General features: G+C 71.4%; 15 protein-coding genes. 5 read left to right on the forward strand and 10 right to left on the reverse strand.

Features of this window, described 5'->3' with window-relative positions; genetic code table 11:
- Positions 1 to 4 precede the first annotated feature (4 nt).
- The 5 genes from ACIBHY_RS12870 to ACIBHY_RS12890 are packed head-to-tail and all read right to left on the reverse strand — an operon-like array spanning position 5 to position 5148.
- Positions 5 to 1261: an enolase C-terminal domain-like protein gene (locus ACIBHY_RS12870; protein ID WP_397253436.1), complete on the reverse strand. Its 1257-nt coding sequence runs from the start codon at positions 1259 to 1261 to the stop codon at positions 5 to 7.
- A complete protein-coding gene (locus tag ACIBHY_RS12875; protein ID WP_397253438.1) occupies positions 1258 to 2085 on the reverse strand; it encodes an NAD-dependent epimerase/dehydratase family protein in 828 nt (275 codons plus the stop codon). Before ACIBHY_RS12875 ends, ACIBHY_RS12870 begins: the two co-directional genes overlap by 4 nt.
- Positions 2082 to 2921 carry a carbohydrate ABC transporter permease gene (locus ACIBHY_RS12880; RefSeq protein WP_397253440.1) on the reverse strand — a complete coding sequence of 280 codons (840 nt, stop codon included), beginning with the start codon at positions 2919 to 2921 and terminating at the stop codon, positions 2082 to 2084. The genes ACIBHY_RS12875 and ACIBHY_RS12880 overlap by 4 nt, the downstream gene beginning before the upstream one ends.
- Positions 2918 to 3784, reverse strand: a complete 867-nt coding sequence (locus tag ACIBHY_RS12885) for a carbohydrate ABC transporter permease (protein ID WP_397253442.1) — start codon at positions 3782 to 3784, stop codon at positions 2918 to 2920. The genes ACIBHY_RS12880 and ACIBHY_RS12885 overlap by 4 nt, the downstream gene beginning before the upstream one ends.
- Positions 3781 to 5148, reverse strand: a complete 1368-nt coding sequence (locus ACIBHY_RS12890) for an ABC transporter substrate-binding protein (protein ID WP_397253444.1) — start codon at positions 5146 to 5148, stop codon at positions 3781 to 3783. The genes ACIBHY_RS12885 and ACIBHY_RS12890 overlap by 4 nt, the downstream gene beginning before the upstream one ends.
- Positions 5149 to 5287: 139 nt before the next feature.
- Here ACIBHY_RS12890 and ACIBHY_RS12895 point away from each other — a divergent pair, with 139 nt between their 5' ends.
- Genes ACIBHY_RS12895 through ACIBHY_RS12905 form a run of 3 tightly spaced genes read left to right on the forward strand, consistent with a single transcriptional unit; the run spans position 5288 to position 8751 of the window.
- Complete coding sequence (locus ACIBHY_RS12895; protein WP_397306738.1) at positions 5288 to 7573, forward strand: hypothetical protein; 2286 nt, start codon at positions 5288 to 5290, stop codon at positions 7571 to 7573.
- A 26-nt stretch (positions 7574 to 7599) separates the two neighbouring features.
- Positions 7600 to 8376 (forward strand): DeoR/GlpR family DNA-binding transcription regulator, encoded by a 777-nt coding sequence (locus ACIBHY_RS12900; protein ID WP_397253447.1) that lies wholly within the window; start codon positions 7600 to 7602, stop codon positions 8374 to 8376.
- Positions 8377 to 8391: 15 nt separating this feature from the next.
- A complete protein-coding gene (locus ACIBHY_RS12905; RefSeq protein WP_397253448.1) occupies positions 8392 to 8751 on the forward strand; it encodes a hypothetical protein in 360 nt (119 codons plus the stop codon).
- On the opposite strand, the gene ACIBHY_RS12910 is transcribed toward ACIBHY_RS12905, so the two are convergent.
- Together ACIBHY_RS12910 and ACIBHY_RS12915 are read right to left on the reverse strand one after the other, a co-directional pair.
- Complete coding sequence (locus ACIBHY_RS12910; protein WP_397306739.1) at positions 8721 to 9575, reverse strand: virginiamycin B lyase; 855 nt, start codon at positions 9573 to 9575, stop codon at positions 8721 to 8723. The genes ACIBHY_RS12905 and ACIBHY_RS12910 overlap by 31 nt on opposite strands.
- Entirely contained in the window at positions 9569 to 10282 is a 714-nt protein-coding gene (locus tag ACIBHY_RS12915; RefSeq protein ID WP_397306818.1) for an ATP-binding cassette domain-containing protein, read from the reverse strand. The genes ACIBHY_RS12910 and ACIBHY_RS12915 overlap by 7 nt, the downstream gene beginning before the upstream one ends.
- Before the next feature lie 50 nt (positions 10283 to 10332).
- On the opposite strand from ACIBHY_RS12915, the gene ACIBHY_RS12920 reads away from it, so the two are divergent.
- Positions 10333 to 10917: a TetR/AcrR family transcriptional regulator gene (locus tag ACIBHY_RS12920; protein ID WP_397253452.1), complete on the forward strand. Its 585-nt coding sequence runs from the start codon at positions 10333 to 10335 to the stop codon at positions 10915 to 10917.
- A 22-nt stretch (positions 10918 to 10939) separates the two neighbouring features.
- Here the strand turns inward: ACIBHY_RS12920 and ACIBHY_RS12925 are convergent, their stop codons facing one another.
- From ACIBHY_RS12925 to ACIBHY_RS12935, 3 genes are all read right to left on the reverse strand, one after another.
- A complete protein-coding gene (locus ACIBHY_RS12925) occupies positions 10940 to 12352 on the reverse strand; it encodes a nickel/cobalt transporter (RefSeq protein ID WP_397306740.1) in 1413 nt (470 codons plus the stop codon).
- Positions 12349 to 13557, reverse strand: a complete 1209-nt coding sequence (locus tag ACIBHY_RS12930; RefSeq protein WP_397253456.1) for a tetratricopeptide repeat protein — start codon at positions 13555 to 13557, stop codon at positions 12349 to 12351. Before ACIBHY_RS12930 ends, ACIBHY_RS12925 begins: the two co-directional genes overlap by 4 nt.
- Positions 13558 to 13768: 211 nt before the next feature.
- Positions 13769 to 15142 carry a DUF4331 domain-containing protein gene (locus ACIBHY_RS12935; protein ID WP_397253457.1) on the reverse strand — a complete coding sequence of 458 codons (1374 nt, stop codon included), beginning with the start codon at positions 15140 to 15142 and terminating at the stop codon, positions 13769 to 13771.
- A 189-nt stretch (positions 15143 to 15331) separates the two neighbouring features.
- On the opposite strand from ACIBHY_RS12935, the gene ACIBHY_RS12940 reads away from it, so the two are divergent.
- Entirely contained in the window at positions 15332 to 17065 is a 1734-nt protein-coding gene (locus tag ACIBHY_RS12940) for an ABC transporter ATP-binding protein (RefSeq protein WP_397253459.1), read from the forward strand.
- Positions 17066 to 17098: the final 33 nt, after the last annotated feature.

Here is a 17098-nt window from a genome sequence, read left to right on the forward strand (position 1 = left end):
TAGATCACGGAGCCTCGATCCCGCCGTCGGGTCGCCGGACCTGCGCGGCCCATCGCTCGTGCAGATGCGTCTTCGGCGGATGGCGCAGGGCGGCCCGCTCGTCGAGGTCGATGCCCCAGCCGGGCCGGTCCGACGGCGTCAGGTACCCGTTGACCGTCCTGAGCGTTCCCGGGAACACCTCGTGCACCGTCTCCGGGTAGACGTGCGCCTCCTGGATCCCGAACGCCGGGCTGGTCACGTCGAGGGTGACGTTGGCCGCCGCGCCCACGGGCGACACGTCCGGCGGCCCGTGCCAGGCGGTGCGCACCCCGCTCAGCTCGCAGAGCGCCGCGAGCTTGCGCGCCGGGGTCAGCCCGCCGACCGTCGAGACGTGCAGGCGCAGGTAGTCGACGCCGCCGGAGGTGATGAGGCGCGCAGCGCCGGTCACCGAGGAGACGAGCTCTCCCGACGCGATCGGCATCGGCGCGGCCGCGCGTACCTCGGGCAGCCGGTCGAAGTGCTCGGGCGCGAGCGGGTCCTCCAGGAAGAACAGCCGGTACGGCTCCAGCGAGCGTGCCAGCACCACCGCCTCCTTCGGCGTCAGCCGGTTGTGCGCGTCGTGCAGCAGGCCGAGTTCCTCGCCCAGGACCGAACGGGCGCGCTCGAAGAAGCGGGGCGTGTCGCGCAGGTACCGGCCGACGTCCCAGCCGTCCGGATGGGGGCTGCCCGGGTATCCGCCGGGCGTGCCGGTGCCTCCGTAGGTGCCGATCCCGGGGCCGCCGAACTGCAGGCGCACATACCGGTAGCCCTGCTCGGCGAGCGCCGCGGCCCGCTCGATCGACTCCTCCACCTCGCCGCCCCTGGCGCCGGTGTAGACGGCGGCGGCCGTACGGACCCGGCCGCCCAGGAGTTCGTAGACCGGGACGCCGAACCGTTTGCCCGCGATGTCCCAGAGCGCCTGGTCGATGCCGGACAGCGCGTTGTTGTGCACGGGCCCGCCACGCCAGTACGACGAGTAGTGCAGCATGCGCCAGATGTCCTCGATGTCGGCCGGATGCCGCCCGATGACCATGGGCGCGACGTGCTGCTCGATCGCGGCCACCACGGCGTGGAAGCGCTGGGTGAAGGTGGCGCAGCCCAGGCCGTACAAACCGGGCTCGGAGGTGTCGACGCGGACGACGACGAGAGGTACGCCGCCGGGAGCGGTGACGATCGTGCGTACACCGGTGACGCGCAGCCCGTCCCCGGCCGGCCACGGCGCCTGTGTCTCCGGCATGATCATGGAAGAAGCTCCTCGGCGGTGAATCCAAGCACCCGTCTGGCGGGTTCCAGGTCGATGGCCACGGTTCTGCCGGGCAGCTCCGCCCGGCACGGGACGCCGGGGTGGTGGGCCGCGATCAGCTCTCGCGTGGGAGTGGACATGAGCGTCTCCGGGGCGGCGAGGTAGAAGGCGGGTGCGCCCTCCAGCGGGGCGGTCAGCCCGAGCAGGCAGGCGCGGGCGGCGTCGCGCAGGTCCAGATAGCTCCACAGGTCCGCCGCCCCCGCCGCCGGGTTCCCGGCCAGCATCGCGGCGCGCGCGGCCAGCCTGGCCCGGTCGCCGAGGAACGGGAAACGCAGCGCGGCGACGGTCATGCCGTGCCGCCGTCCCATCATCGCCGCGGTGGCCTCGTCCACCTGCTTGGACAGCGCGTAGGGGTCCTCGATCAGCGGCGGCACGTGCACGTCGAGCGGCAGGTACGCCGGGCTCTGGCGCGATCCGGCGAACGGCAGCCCGGTGATCGACAGGCTGCTGGCGATGACCGCCCGCCGTACCCCTTGCTCGCCCGCCTCGTTCAGCACCACGAACGTGGCCTGAGTGTTGGCGGCGAACACCACCTCGGGCGCGGCGACCTCGGGAGAGGCGAGCGCCGCGGTGTGCACGACGGCGTCGGCCCCCTCCAGCGCCGCGCGCACGGCGGCGGGGTCGCGCGCGTCACCCACGACCACCCGCTCGGCCGCGATCGGGCCGGGGTCCCGCTCGACGAGCGCGGTCACGTGATGTTCCGCCAGCTCCGCGAGTACGGCGGAGCCGAGCCGGCCGGCCGCGCCGGTGACCAGAACCCTCATCCCTTCAGCCCGGTGAAGGCGATGCCGCGGATGATCTGCCGCTGGAAGACCAGGAACACCACGACGGGCGGGATGATGGCGATCAGCATTCCGGCGATCAGCAGGGCCTGGTCCGAGGTGTCGGCCAGCCGGGGGAGCGCCACGGCCAGCGGCTGGCTCTCGGTGTCGGTGATGGCGATCATGGGCCAGAGGAAGTCCTTCCACGCGTTCATGACGGCCAGCAGGGAGACCACGGCCAGGATCGGGCGGGACATGGGCAGCACCACGCTGGTGAAGATCCGCCACGGCCCGGCGCCGTCGAGGCGGGCGGCCTCGAACAGCTCGCGGGGGATGCCGTCGAAGAACTGCTTGACCAGCAGGACGTTGAAGGCGTGCGCGCCGGCGGGCAGCCACACCGACAGCGGGGTGTTGGCGATGCCCAGGTCGAGGACGGTCAGGTAGAGGGAGACCATCGAGACCGTGGCGGGCAGGAACAGGGTGGCCAGGACCGCGCCGTAGACGTACTTGCCGTAGGAGGGCCGCAGGATCGACAGCGCGTACGCCCCGGTCGCCGCGACGAACAGCTGCGTGAACCAGGAGCCCGCGACGAGCACGACGGTGTTGGTCAGGTAGTGGCCGACCTCCAGCGTCGTCCACGCCTCCGCCAGGTTCGACCAGCGAGCCTCGGCGGGCCACAGGGCCAGCGGATCGCGCAGTGACTCCTGGGTGGAGGAGATCGCGCCCTTGAAGATCCAGTAGATCGGGCCCGCGCCTTCGAGCAGAAGGGCGACGATCAGCAGCACCTGGATGGTGGACAGCCGCCCACGCAGGCTGCGCCGTTCCGCCTCCGAGATCACTTGGTCCCCCAGGTTCTGGTCAGCCGCAGGTACACGGCGGACAGCAGGGCCAGCACCACGGCCAGGCTCACGCTCAGCGCTGCGGCGGCGCCGTAGTCGCCGTTGACGAACGCGTATCTGTAGATCAGTAGCAGCACCGTGACCGTCGAGTCCTCGGGCCCGCCGTCGGTCAGCACGAACGGCTCGGTGAACACCTGGAAGGTGTTGATCACCTGCAGGAGCAGCATGATCAGCAGGATGGGCCGCAGCTGCGGCAGCGTCACGTGCCATATCCTGCGCGGGATCGAGGCCCCGTCCAGCTGGGCGGCCTCGTACAGCTCGACCGGCACGCTCGACAGCGCGGCCAGATAGATGAGCACGGCGCCACCCGCGCCCGCCCAGGTCGCCTCCAGGACAAGGCTCGGCATCGCCATGCTCGTGGACTGCAGCCACGGGTACGGCCCGAGCCCGACCAGCCCGAGCAACTGGTTGAACAGCCCGGAGTCCGGGTCGTAGAACCACTTCCACATCAGGACGGCCACCACCGGCGGCACCACCACCGGCAGGTAGACCAGCACCCGCATGAGGCCGGAGCCGCGGCGCAGCTCCGACATCAGCACCGCGAGGACGATCGGCACCGGGAAGCCGATCACCAGGGCCAGACCGGTGAACAGCAGTGTGTTGCCCGCCGCCGTGCCCAGCAGCGGGTCGGCCAGCAGGGTGCGGAAGTTGTCCAGACCGGCGAACGCCGCCGCCTCGACCAGGTTGGTCCGCTGGAATCCGAGCACCACGCTGCGGACGATCGGCCACCAGGAGAAGAGGCCGAACACCAGCACCGTCGGGATGAGGAACAGCGCCGCCGCGAGGCCAGGACGCCGGGTCACTGTGCTTTCTCGAGCAGGGGCGCGACCCGCGCCGCCGCTTTGGTCAGCTCGTCGCGGGGGTCGGCGTCCTTGCGGGTCAGCACGGCCTGCACGGCGGTGTCGAGCGCGCCGTACAGGTCCTGGGCGGCGACCGGGGGCTCCACCAGGTACTCCAGTTTGTCGGTGTCCCTCACGTAGGGGGTGAAGTTGGACACCGGGATGTTGGAGTGCTTGGCGATCGCGGCGTTCACCGGACCGGACACCGTGGTTCCGTAGAAGGGCAGTGTGGGCAGGCCGACGGCCAGCTTGTCCGCCGCGTTGGCGACGGCCAGCTGCTCGGCCGCCGCCGGGTCGTAGTTGGGCTTCAGGTAGTAGTAGTCGATCCACTTCACCGCGGCGGCGCGCTGTTCGGGGGTCGCCTTGGCGTTGACCGCCGCCACCAGGCCGCCCAGCAGCGTCGCCTTCGCTCCGGCCTGCTGGGGCAGTGCCGTGATGCCGAAGTCGTCCGGCTTGCCGGAGTACAGGGTGGTGTAGCGGTTGTAGCTGTTGACGGTGCCGATCATCATGCCGATCTTGCCCGCCGCGAAGTCGCGCTCGGCGTCCTGCTGGGTACGCAGCTGGTTGGCGCCCATGGAGTCGTCCTGCCAGCGCATCGCGGCCAGGTGGCGCAGCGCCTGCTCGGCCGGGCCGTCCAGGAGCGACGGGACGTACTTGTCGCCCTCCTTCTTCTCCATCTGGCCGCCGAAGGAGTAGGTCATCGCGGTGAGGATCCAGCCGCCGGTGTTCTTGACCGTCATCTGGGTGTAGCCCGCGACGCCGGAGCCGGCGAGCTTCTTCGCCGCCGTCCTGACCTCGTCCCACGTGGCGGGCGGCTTGTCCGGGTCCAGCCCGGCCTTGGTGAACAGGGCGCGGTTGTAGACCAGGCCCAGCGCGTACTCGGTGACGGGCAGGCCGTAGATCTTTCCGTCGGCGCCGGTCGCGGGGGCCAGCGCGCGGGGGTCGAAGTCGGTCGCGTGCGGCAGGGTCTTGATCTCGGCGCTGAGATCGGCGATCTGCCGGCGGGCGATGAGTCCGGGCGGCTCGGTCAGCGGTACGGTCAGCACCGTCTCGGCGTTGCCTCCGGCCAGCCTGGTCGCAAACGTCCTGGCGTCCCACTGCGTGTCGGTCGGCTTGAGCTTGATGTCGGGGTTGGCCTTCTCGAACGCGGCGACCGCGTCCAGGAACTGCTTGCGGGTCTTCGCCGCGGTCGTGGGGGGCATGCCCGCCACGGTGATCGTGGTCTTGCCCGGGTCGCCTTCCGTGGTGCCGGACGAGCAGCCTGACGTCGCGGCGGCGAGCACGAGCGCTCCGGCCATCCCCAGACGCCACCTCGTGGAGACATCCATGGGCAACTTCCCTTCGCCTAATGCGTATTAGGCGGCATCTAAGCCGTTATCGCGGGCAGATGTCAAACGCTTGACACCCGGGTTACGGCAGGAGTACACCTCTCACCTAATTCGCATTAGGTGACTGGAAGGGATCCTCATGGCCGACATCCCCCGACGCCGATTCCTCGGCGGAGCCGTTGCCGCAGGGCTCGCAGGAGCCCTGCTTCCCGCGACCGCGGCCGAGGCCGGCACCCCGTCGATCGCCGCCGACGGCATCACGCTCGCCGCCGCGGCCGACGGCACGATCACCGTCAAGGACGGCGCCGGCGTCGAACGGATCCGGCTCACCGGATTCATGGCGAAGGACTCCGTCGCCGGCATCCAGCGAACCACCGGCGGTACCGCGTCGCTCGTCACGCTCCCGGACGGCGCCCAGGCCATCCAGGTCGACTACACCCTTCCCGCCGCGGCGCAGGGGATCACCGTCCGCGGCGTCTTCCGCGTCGCGCCGAACCGGGCGCGGTTGCGCTGGGAGGTCACGGGCCCGGCCACCCTGATCCCGGCCGGCTTCATGCTCGGCCGTACGGTCATCGCGCCCACCGAGCCCGAGTCGTTCACGGCGCTCACCCGATGGAACCGCGACGCCGGAGGCGGCGTGCCCTACGAGACCAACGCCGGGGTCGTCTACCAGGAGACCTGGGCCGGCACCCGCGGCTACTTCCGGCTCGGCGGCACCACCCCGGCCTGGACCAACGCCACCTGGATTCACGCGCCGGGCACGGTAGCGGCCGGCGGGGCGGTGACGGAGGCCGATCTGGCGCTCGGCTCGATCCGGCCGGCGGCGGGCGGCACCATGGGCGCGGGACTGCCGCTGGGCGTGGAGGTCTGGACCGACCAGCCCTTCAGCCTGTGGGACGGCGGCGGCCAGCCCATGGCCCTGCACGCGGAGGTGGCCAACGGCGGCAGCGCCGCGCGTACCGTGAAGCTGTCGTGGTGGGCCCGTGACTTCGACGGCCGGACGCTCGGCTCGGGCAGCGTCACCGGCACCGTCGCCGCCGGATCGGCGTGGAAGCAGACCTTCACCGTCACCTCCCCGTCGCACGGGATCGTGTTCACCGAGGTGAAGGCCACCGCCGGCGCCGACAGCGCGTTCGCCCGCACCAACCTCACCGTGCTGCCGCCGTACACCTACCGGGCGGGCGCCGACAGCATGTTCGGCATCGCCAACTACCCCTGGCTGCTCAAGCCCGACGCGGCCGCGGTCGTCGGCCTGATGCGGCGCATCGGCATCAAGCGGGTGCGCATCTCCTACGACGGCGGGCCCGGCCTGCCGCCCGCCACCCTGGACGCCGCGGGGATCGAGCACAACATCGAGCTCGCGGGCATCCCCCTCGGCGGCACCCCCGCCCAGGTCGCCGCCTGGGCCGACACCAACACCCAGAAGGCGATCGGCTCGCGGGCCGACTACTTCGAGGTCGCCAACGAGGTGAACAAGCCGTGGATGAGCGGGGAGACCGCCGCCGTGTACGTGCGGGACGGCTTACGTCCGGTCCGCGAGCGCCTGACCGCCGCCGGGGCGCCGACCAAGGTGCTCAACGCGGGCCTGGCCGGCATGGACTACGTCTGGACCAAGAACTTCCGCGACGCCGGCGGCTGGGACCTCATCGACGGTTTCGCCTTCCACCCCGGCCGGGGCAACTTCACCCCCGACTACGCGCCGCCGCCGGAGGAGTGGACGCAGGGGAACAACGGCTCGTACTGGAACTTCCTCGGAAGCCTGCGCAAGGCCCGCGAGGTGATCGCCGACTACGGCGACAAGGAGCTGTGGCTGACCGAGGCCTACGCCTGCACCAAGCCGAACAGCTGGTGGCACGACACCTACCGGCAGGCCGCCGAGAACGTCCTGCTCACCCTCGCGCTGGCCATGGCCGAGGGGGTGAGCTGCGTGAACTGGTACCAGCTGCACGACAGCGTCCTCGGCAAGCCGCAGATGGCCGACCCGGCCAACCCCGAGTACCACTTCGGGCTCATGAACCGCGACACCAGCGCCAAACCCTCGATGCTCGCCTACGCCACCGCGGCCAAGGTCCTGGACCAGGCGACGTTCACCCGCCGGCTGACCTTCGCCGACCCCGACCTCAAGGGGCTCCTGTTCAGCACCCCGGAGGGGCCGGTCTCGATCCTGTGGAGCCGCAAGGACGGCTATCTGCTCAACGCCGACCACGAGCCCGGCTCGGGGTGGTTCGCCGCGCCGGAACCGTGGATCGACGGCTGGCCGACCAAGACCGACGTGCACGTGGCCGCGGCTGGCGGCCCCGTCAGAGTGCTGGACTGCATCGGCAGGGAGCGACGGCTCACCCCGTGCGACGGCAAGGTCAAGATCCGGTTGGACGGCGCGCCACGCGTCTACTACGGCCTGACCGAACACATCGATGTTCGTTAGAACACAAATATGGTAGAAATGAGGGCATGAGCCGCCTGGATCTGACCCTGCGGCTGGTGCAGGGCACCGGCCGCGTCTCCGTCGCGGAGCTGTCCCGGCGCCTGGGCGTCTCGGAGATGACCGTCCGCCGGGATCTGGACGCGCTGGAAAGCCGTGGTCTGATACGCCGGGTGCGCGGCGGAGCCGTCCCCTCCCGCCTTCCGGAGGAGGGGGCCGGCTTCGACACGCGGCAGTCGTGGCAGGCGGCGACGAAGGACCGGCTGGCGGCGGCCACGGCCGCGATGGTCCCGCCGGGTTCACACGTGCTCCTGGACGCGGGGACGACCACCGCCCACCTCGCCGAGCACCTGGCGGCCCGCGCCCCGCTGACCGTGACGGTGCTCAGCCTTCAGGCGGCCGCGCTCCTGGCCGACCGGCCGGGGATCGAGCTGCTGATCGCCGGCGGCCGGTCCCGGCCGGGTGAACGGTCCCTGGTCGGGCCGCTGGCCCTGCGCACCCTGCAGTCCCTGGCCTTCGACCTCTTCGTCATGTCCATCGGCGGGGTGCACGCCGAGCACGGCTGGTCGGAGTTCTCCGTGGACGACGCCGCCGTCAAGCAGTGCGGGCTGGCCCAGGCCACGAGGACGATCGCCGTCGCGGACGCGACCAAGCTCGGCGTGCGCGCCTTCAGCCAGGTCGCCCCGCTCGGCGCCGTGGAGCGCTTCGTCACCGACGCCGCCGCGCAGGACACCGCCACTCATCCTGGAGGCCCGCGGACGCTGTCAGCGCTGCGGGAGGCCGGTGTCGACACCGTCCTGATCTGAGAAGGAGACCACCCTGTGAGCCCGCTGATGATCCTCGTGGCCGGACCCTACCGATCGGGCACGGGGGACGACCCCGCCAAACTTCAGGCGAACGTCGACGCCATGAACGAGGTCGCCCTGAAGCTGTTCCGCGCCGGTCACCTGCCGGTCACCGGCGAGGCCCTGGCCCTGCCACTGCTGGAGACCGCGGGAAGCACCCGGGTGGGTGACGCGCTGTATGACGAGATCTTCCATCCCGTCGCCGAACGGCTGCTGGCCCGCTGCGACGCGGTGCTCCGCATCGGCGGCCCCTCCGCCGGAGCCGACCACATGGTCAGCGTCGCCAGGGAACTGGGCAAGGACGTCTACACGCGACCCGACGAGCTGACCGGGTGACGTACCAGGGCACCGGACTCCATCGCGACCCAGATCCGGCCGTCGGGCCCGGCCGTGAGGCCGTGCGGCTCGGCGCCCTCCAGGGGAAACTCCTCGATCAGGCCCTCGGTCGTGATACGGCCCAGCGTGCCGGAGCCCCACTGCGTGAACCAGAGGGCGCCGTCCCTGCCGGTCACGATGGCGTGGGGCCGGGCGGCGCGATCGAGGAGCGGGAACTCGGTGACCGCGCCGGAGGCGTCGATCCGGCCCACCTGGCCCGCGCCGATCTCCACGAACCACAGCGCCTCGTCCGGACCGGCGCAGATGCCCACCGGGGCGGCGTCCGCCGTGGGCAGCGCGTAATGCGTCACCTTGCCGTCCACGGTGATGCGGCCGATCGCGTTGCCCTGGTTGAGGGTGAACCAGAGGGCGCCGTCCGGCCCTGCCACGATCATCGACGGCATCGCGCCTTCCGCCGCGAGCGGGTAGTGGGTGATCTCGCCGTCCGGGGTGATGCGGCCGATCCGGTCGCCCTGCAGCTGCGTGAACCACATGGCCCCGTCGGGGCCTGATGTGATGCCGTACGGCGAGGCCGCCTCGAAGGCGGTGATCGTGCCGTCAACGGTGGCGCGGCCGATCCGGCCGCCGGTGAACTCGGTGAACCACAGCGCGCCGTCGACGCCCGTGGTGATCACCGTGGGCCCGCCGTCGGCGGGGTCGAGCTGGAAGATCGCGGGGGCCTCGCCCGGCGTGACCCGCCCGATCCGGCCCTCATGGACCAGCGTGAACCACAGGGCGTCATCGGGGCCGGTGGTGACGCCGTAGGGAGAACCGTCGATCAACATGGGTGGCCTTCCTGAAGGGAGATCTCGGTGCCGGTGAAGCGGCGTCGCAGCGCCCGGTCGTGGGTGACCACCACGAGCGCTCCGCCGTAGCCGTCGAGTGCCTGTTCGAGCTCTTCGACGAGCGTGAGCGAGAGGTGGCTGGTGGGCTCGTCGAGCAGCAGGATCTCCGGCGAAGCCGCCAGCGCGCAGGCCAGACCCAGCCGCGCCTGCTCGCCGCCCGACAGGCTCGACAGCACGCGTGAACGCTCGATCCGCGCCAGGCCGAGCCCGTGGATCGCCTTGTCGACGCGGGCGTCGGCCTCGTAGCCGCCTCTGGCCTCGAAGGCGATGAGCAGGTCGCCGTACCTGTCCATCTCCTGCGCTTCCGCGGCCTCCCGCATGCCGCGTTCCAGGGCGCGCAGCTCGGCCAGGGCGGCGTCGACGGCCTGCTGGACGGTGTGCTGGCCCGGCAGTCCGAGGGTCTGGCCCAGATAGCCGGCGCCACCGGCCGCCGACACCGTCACCTCGCCGTCGTCCGGCGTCTCCACCCCGGCGATCAGCCGGAGCAGCGTGGACTTGCCGGAACCGTTCTCGCCCACGATCCCCATGCGCTCGCCGGGGCGGACGCTGAAGGTGATCTGGTGGAGTACGCGGCGTTCGCCGTATGCCTTCGAGACTCCCTTGAGGGTGAGCTGTGTGGTCAGAGTGGCACTCCAATCGCAACTTATGTAGCGTTAAAGTAGCACGGCTCGGACGGCTAATGCAACTGGAGTAGACTTTGACGACTGCACGCCCCGGAGGTCGCAGTGCTCGCGTACGTGACGCCGTACGGCAGGCCACGCTCACCGAACTGGCCGAACACGGTTACACCGGGCTGACGGTGGAGAACGTGGCGCTCCGGTCGGGCGTTCACAAGACGACCGTGTACCGCCGGTGGGGAAACGCCGAAGGTCTGATCGCCGACGCGCTGGAGCTCGCGCGGGGGGAGCCGTGGCCGGTGCCCGACACCGGCTCACTCCGCGAGGATCTGCGGGAGATCGCCCGGCTGGTGCGCAGTGGGTTCGCCGACCCGGTGGCCGGGCCGATCGCCGCCGCGTTCGTGGCGGCCGCCGTGCAGAGCGGCGGCGCCGCCCGGTCGCTGCACGACTTCTTCGTGGCCCGCCACGAACAGGCGGCCACGGTGGTCGAGCGAGCCGTCGAGCGCGGCGAGCTTCCACCGGGCACCGACGCCGCCGACGTGGTCAGGATGGCCGTCGCCCCCATCTACTACCGGCTGTTCGTCACCCACGAGCCGGTCACCGAACGCGACGCCGAACGCGCGGCCGACGCCGCCGCCACGGCCGCCCGCGAGGGCGTCATCTAGCCGGGCGTCCATGGGGCCGCTGTCAGAGGACGCCTGTCGCCGAGCGGATGGCCAGGCCGGCGCCCAGGAGGATGACCATCGCTGCGGTGCCGACCGGGGCCAGGCCGGACAGGCGGGCGGCGATGCGGTGACCGGCCGCGGCGCGGCGTTCCAGGCGGTCGGCCAGCTTGACCAGGAGCAGGCCGGTGACGGTGAGGGTGGCCGCCATGCCCAGGCCGTAGGCGGCGACGAGCGCGATGCCGAACCAGGTACGGCCCAGCCCGATCGCCCCCAGCAGCACGATCAGCGCCGAAGGGCTCGGCACCAGCCCGCCCGCCACCCCCAGTCCCACCAACCCGCGCCTCCGATACCCCGTCTCGGGCCCATGCCCGTGTCCATGCCCGTGTCCATGCCCGTGTCCGTGGCCGTGGCCGTGTCCGTGGCCGTGTCCGTGCCCGTGTCCGTGGGTGGGGTTGCGGGAGGTGAGGAGCTTGATGCCGATGGCGGCGATCAGCACCCCGCTGGCCACGCCGAGCCAGGACAGCATCGACTCCCCGGCCAAAGCGGTGAACGCGCTCAGCAGCAGCCCCACCACCAGGACGGCGGCCGTGTGGGTGGCCGTCACCGTGGCGCCCACCACGAGCGCGTCGCGCGGGCGGCCCCTGCGACCGGCCAGGTAGGCGGCCATGATGGTCTTGCCGTGTCCGGGGATCAGCGCGTGCCCGGCGCCGAGCAGCACCGCCAGCAACACCGCGAGCAGCCCCAGCGGCAGGGTGAGGCCGTCGGCGCCGATCAGATCGGTGAAGGTCCGGTCCACGAAGGCGAGCGCCTCCCCGATGGGCCCGCCGATCGCGGGCGCCGCGAGCCCGCCGCTGGTCGGCGGCCCGCTCGGACCGGGCTCACCGGTCGCGGGGGAGGAGCCGGGGGTGGCGGTGAAGGTGGCGGTGCGCTGGTTCAGGGGGTTGGACAGGAGGTCGTCCGGGTAGCGGCGGAGTTCGTCGCTCACGCTGGTCGTGCCGACGTTCGAGCCCGAGAGCCGGACGCCTTCCCCCACGGCGGTGATCTCCCGCCAGCCGATCCTTTCCTGCTGATAAATGTCCTCAAAGGTGACGCCGCCGGAAATGTCGCCAGTGTCGGCCGTCAGCTCGCAGGTCAACCGGCTGGTCCGCAACCCGCCCTGCCCAGGGGTGAACGCGAAGGCCGCGGAGGCGACCCGCCACGGCACCGCCGTACCGTCGACGACCAGGCGCTGAGCCCGCGCCAGCGCGGCACACTCCGCGGCGGCCGACACCCCGTCGCCCGCCTGCAGCGTGGGCAGTTCGGCCAGGTCCACCACGGCGGTGTTCTCGACCCGATCGGGAAGAACCCGCAGCCCGTTGTGGTGGTTGACGGTGAAGTTGCCCAGCGGATGGGCCAGGAGGGCGCCGGACAGCACCAGCGACGCGATCATGCTCACGAGAACCTCGCAAGGGCGGGCAGGGACGGGTCGAAGGCCGGGTTCAGGCGCTTGGCCGGGATGGAGGAGGGGCGGCGGCCGAGCGCGCGTTCGATCTCGGCGCGGTGGTGGTGCAGGATCGCGTTGCGCCACCCGCTCGCCGTCGCCTTCTCCGCGTACGGCAGCGCCTCCCGCGAGCGCCCCGCCCGGTGCAGCGCCCAGGCCAGCGCGTCGGCGGCGACCGCGTTGCGGTTGTCGGCGTACTCGGCGCGGGCGAGGCGGACGGCGGCGTCCGGCGAGCCGTGGTAGGCCTCGAACTCCGCCCAGGTCAGGGCGTCGCGGACGCCGGCATCCTCGTAGAGGCGCCGCTGGGCCCTCAGGAGCGTCCAATCGGCGGGCAGCCCGGCCTTGATGCGGGTCTCGCCCTGTTCGAGCAGGTATTGGGGCAGAGGCAGCCGGTTCACGACCGTCTGGTAGAGGTCCAGCGCCTCGGGGAGGCGGCCGGAGAGGGCGGCGACCCGGGCGCGTCCGGCCATCGCGGGCACGTAGGCGGGCATGGCCTGCTGCGCCCGCGTGTACCAGTGGTCGGCCTCCTGCAGCGCGCCGGAGCGCAGCGACAGCTCGCCCAGGTAGTAGCGGGTGTAGGCGAGGTCGGCCGGCAGGTACGCGTCCTCGTGCGCGAGCCGCATCAGCTCGGTCGCCGAGGCGGTGTCACCACGCAACTCGGCGGCGTACGAGGCGCGGGTGAACGACGGCACCCCGGGGCGCAGGGCGAGCATCTTGTCCACGGCGCGCTGGGCGCCGGGCAGGTCGCCGAGCTGGGTGAGGGCGTCGGCCAGGATGCCGTGGGCGGTCGAGCTGTAGGCGTTGACGGAGATGGCCTGCTCGGCCAGCCGTACCGCCTGCTTGAACTCGTGGCGGCCGGCGGCCAGGGCCGCGCGGCCGGTCAGGACGGCGTCGTCGCGTGGCGCGAGCGCGGCGGCCTTGGCCAGCGCGCCCTCGGCCTTCGGGTAGTAGGCGGGGTCGCCGGTGGTTCTGGCCTGTTCGATCTGCTCCATGCCGAGCTGGGCCCAGGAACGGTAGTCGCCGGGCAGCCGGGCCAGGCGCGCCTGCAGCGTCTCGGTGAACACGGCGGGCTGTTCGGCCGAGGGCGCCGGCGGGGCGAGCACCGCGTAGGCGGTCAGCGCCAGGGCTCCGGCCAGGGCGAGCGCGACGATCCAGCGCATGGCGGGTGGCTCCGTTCAGGGATGGAGATGACAGACCGGCCGCTACGGGCCGGGGAGTGGGGACGACCGGCCGGGCCGCTACGGGCGGGAGTGGAGATGACCGGCCGGCCGCGACGGGGAGCGGCCGGCCGGTCGGACGGCGGGCGTTCGGGAGTGTCGCCCGCCGAGGGGACCGGCCGCTCCCGGAGAGGAGGAGCGGCCGGGTGGTGGCCTATCGCTGGTTCACCGCGACATTGCTGGGCAGCGGGATGTACGGGAACGTGGCGCCGAACGTCTTGTCGTTCTGGTCGACCTTGTCGGTCAGCGCCGGGATGAGCTTGCCGGTCACCGCCGCGCCGGCCACGGCCTGGAGCTCGATGTCGACGACGTCGTCGCTGAGCCGCCGGCCGTTCGGGAAGCCCTGCAGGTCACCGGCGAGCACGCCGAGCCGGTTCGGGTCCTTCGTGGGCGGGATCGACATGTTGAGCCGCATCATCTCGGCGGGACGCAGCTTGCCCGCGTCCTTGTTGAGCGACTGCGAGTTCAGGTCGGCCATGATCGGGCCGTTGCCCTTGGCGATGCCGGTCAGGAAGATCTGGACCAGGTCGTTGCGCGGGGTGGCCGGGGCCTTGATGCCGTAGATGGACTCGAGGAGCCTGGCCAGTTCGGGGTCGGTGACGCGCTTGACCACGGCCGGGACGTCGGCGTCCTTCTCCGGGGGCAGGGCGTTGAACGCGTCCTTCAGCCCGGCGGGCACCACGAGCTCGTTGACCAGCGGCTCGCCCAGGCGCGAGACCTGCTTGTAGCCGTCGGGGCCCCACTTGTCGGTGGTGGACCACACGCCGATGACCGGGTTGCGCTTGGCGTCGGACTTGAGCGCCAGGTCCTTGGCCGCGACCTGCAGGCCGAGCGTGTGGACGTTGTAGCCCTTGAGCGTGTCCTGGCCGACCTCGGACAGGTTGCCGCCGTACAGCAGGTCGAAGACGCGCAGGTCGAGGAAGAACGCCTCGTCGGACTGCCCGGCGAAGGTCTTGCCGCCGGGGATGTTGGTGATCGCCTGCGAGCGCAGCGTGCCGTAGTCGGGCATCGAGGCGGGCCCGACGTTGCTGGGGGCGACGACGCCGTTGGCGACGATGGTGCTGGTGCCGCTCTCGGTGATCCGCTTGAGCGTGTAGCGCTGGCGGTAGAGCAGGTTCTGGTCGTTGAGCGAGGTGACGGGCCCGTCGTTGTACAGGAACGTGGTGTTTCCGCGCTTGTCCTCGTCGCGGAAGGTCCACTGGTAGGTGATGTCGGGTTTGGCGTCGCCGTCGTTGTCGATCTTGATGTTGTAGCGGGACTTGGTGTCGAAGAAGTAGAAGTTGGGGCCGCCCTGGGGCTCCTCGAACGGGATCCAGTTGGCGAGCAGGGTGACGGTGTCGGGCTTGTCGGGGCTGACGAACGCGTAGACGTCGGTGTTGTCGTTACGCGGGTCGCCCGAGATCGCCGGTGCCTCGCGGTGCGAGGAAGCCGTGCCGGTGTCGGTACGGAGCAGGGCGAACGAGGAGGCGGTCAGTGCCGCCGCAACGCCCAGTCCGACAAGGGCGCGCCGGTTGATCCGGAGCTCCATGTTCGGTCCTTTCAGTCTTGGTCCTGGCTGAGGTTCCGGCCGGGTTCCTCGACGCCCTATTCGCGCGACTCCTCCTCGGGGATGAGAAGTCAATCAAAGTTGACATACTTAGGTCGTCAATTTAGGTTGACGGGTACGGATTGAGCCGTTCGTTCGTTGGAGTTATCGGAAATTCCGGAAAGGGGAACTATGGACGAGGACGCAGGGGGAAAGGCGCCGTTCAAGGTGCTGATCGGGTACCTCAGGCCGCATCGGGGGATCCTCGTGCTGGGCGGCGTACTCAGCCTGATCGGCTCGATCGCGGGCCTGGCCATGCCGTTGCTGGCCAAGTACGTGGTCGACGCGTTCGGCGCCAAGCAGTCCATGGCCGCGCCGCTGATCGGGCTCACGGTCGCGGTGCTGGTCGGCGCGGTCGTCTCGGCCGGGGGCAGCTACCTGATGGAGCGCACCGGTGAGGGCATCGTCCTCGGGGCGCGGCGCAAGCTCGTCGACCGCCTGCTCAGGCTGCGGGTGGCCGACGTGGACCGGCTCAAGCCCGGCGACCTGCTGTCGCGGGTGACCGGCGACACGACGCTGCTGCGTTCGGTGCTGACCAACGGCATCGTCGACTCCATCGGCTCCGTCTTCATGCTCGTCGGCGCGATCGTCATGATGGCCGCGATGGACGGCATCCTGCTGCTGGTGACGCTGCTGGTCATCGTCGTCATCGGCGGCCTCGTGGCGCTGGTCATGCCGAAGATCCAGAAGGCCCAGCACCAGGCGCAGGAGGCCGTGGGCGAGATGGGCGCGGTGCTCGACCGGGCGCTGCAGGCGTACCGCACGGTCAAGGCGAGCGGCGCGGAGGAGCGCGAGGTCGAGGTCGTCGGCGAGGCGGCGGTACGCGCCCGCGACCGCGGCCTGCAGGTGGCGGGCTGGACCTCACTGGCCGGAGTGGCCACCTGGATGGCGGTCCAGATCGCGTTCCTGTGCGTGCTGGCGGTCGGCGGCGCCCGGGTGGCCGGGGGCACGCTCGAGGTCTCGGCGCTGATCGCGTTCCTGCTCTACCTCTTCTACCTGGTGGCGCCGATCGGCCAGCTCGTCGAGGGCGCCGTGCAGCTGCAGAACGGCCTGGCCGCGCTGAAGCGCATCCGCGAGATCGAGGACCTGCCGGCCGAGCCCGCCTCGGCCCCGACGGTCCGTGAGGGCGCGCCGGTCGGCGTGACCTTCGAGGACGTCACCTTCCAGTACGGCGAGGACCGCGAACAGGTGCACCACGGCGTCACGTTCGACGTGCCGCCCGGGGGCCTGACGGCGCTCGTGGGCCCGTCCGGAGCGGGCAAGTCGACGGTCTTCGCGCTGCTGGAGCGCTTCTACGACCACCAGGGCGGGACGATCGCCGTCGGCGGCAGGGAGATCCGCGACTGGCCGCTCGGCGACCTGCGCGCCACGCTCGGCTACGTGGAGCAGGACGCGCCCGTGCTGGCCGGGACGCTGCGGGAGAACCTGCTGTTCGCCGCCGAGGACGCCACCGACGACGACCTGTGGCGGGCGGTGCGGCGGACGCGGCTCGACGACCTGGTCTCCCGGCTGCCGGAGGGGCTGGAGACGCCGGTCGGGCACCGGGGCGTCCTGCTGTCGGGCGGCGAGCGGCAGCGGGTGGCCATCGCCCGCGCGCTGCTGCGCAAGCCCCGGCTGCTGCTGCTCGACGAGGCCACCTCGCAGCTGGACGCGGTCAACGAGCTGCGCCTGCGCGAGGTCATCGCCGAGGTGGCCAAGGAGACGACCGTGCTGGTCATCGCCCACCGGTTGTCGACCGTCACCAACGCCGACCGCATCGTGGTCATGGAGGCGGGCAAGGTGCGGGCCATGGGCACCCACGACGAACTGGTGGGCGCCGACGAGCTCTACCGCGAGCTGGCCGCGACCCAGTTCCTGGTGAGCTAGTGAGATATCGGGACGTTTGTCTGTTGTACGAGT

This window comes from Nonomuraea sp. NPDC050547 (assembly GCF_044457345.1).
Lineage (GTDB): Bacteria > Actinomycetota > Actinomycetes > Streptosporangiales > Streptosporangiaceae > Nonomuraea.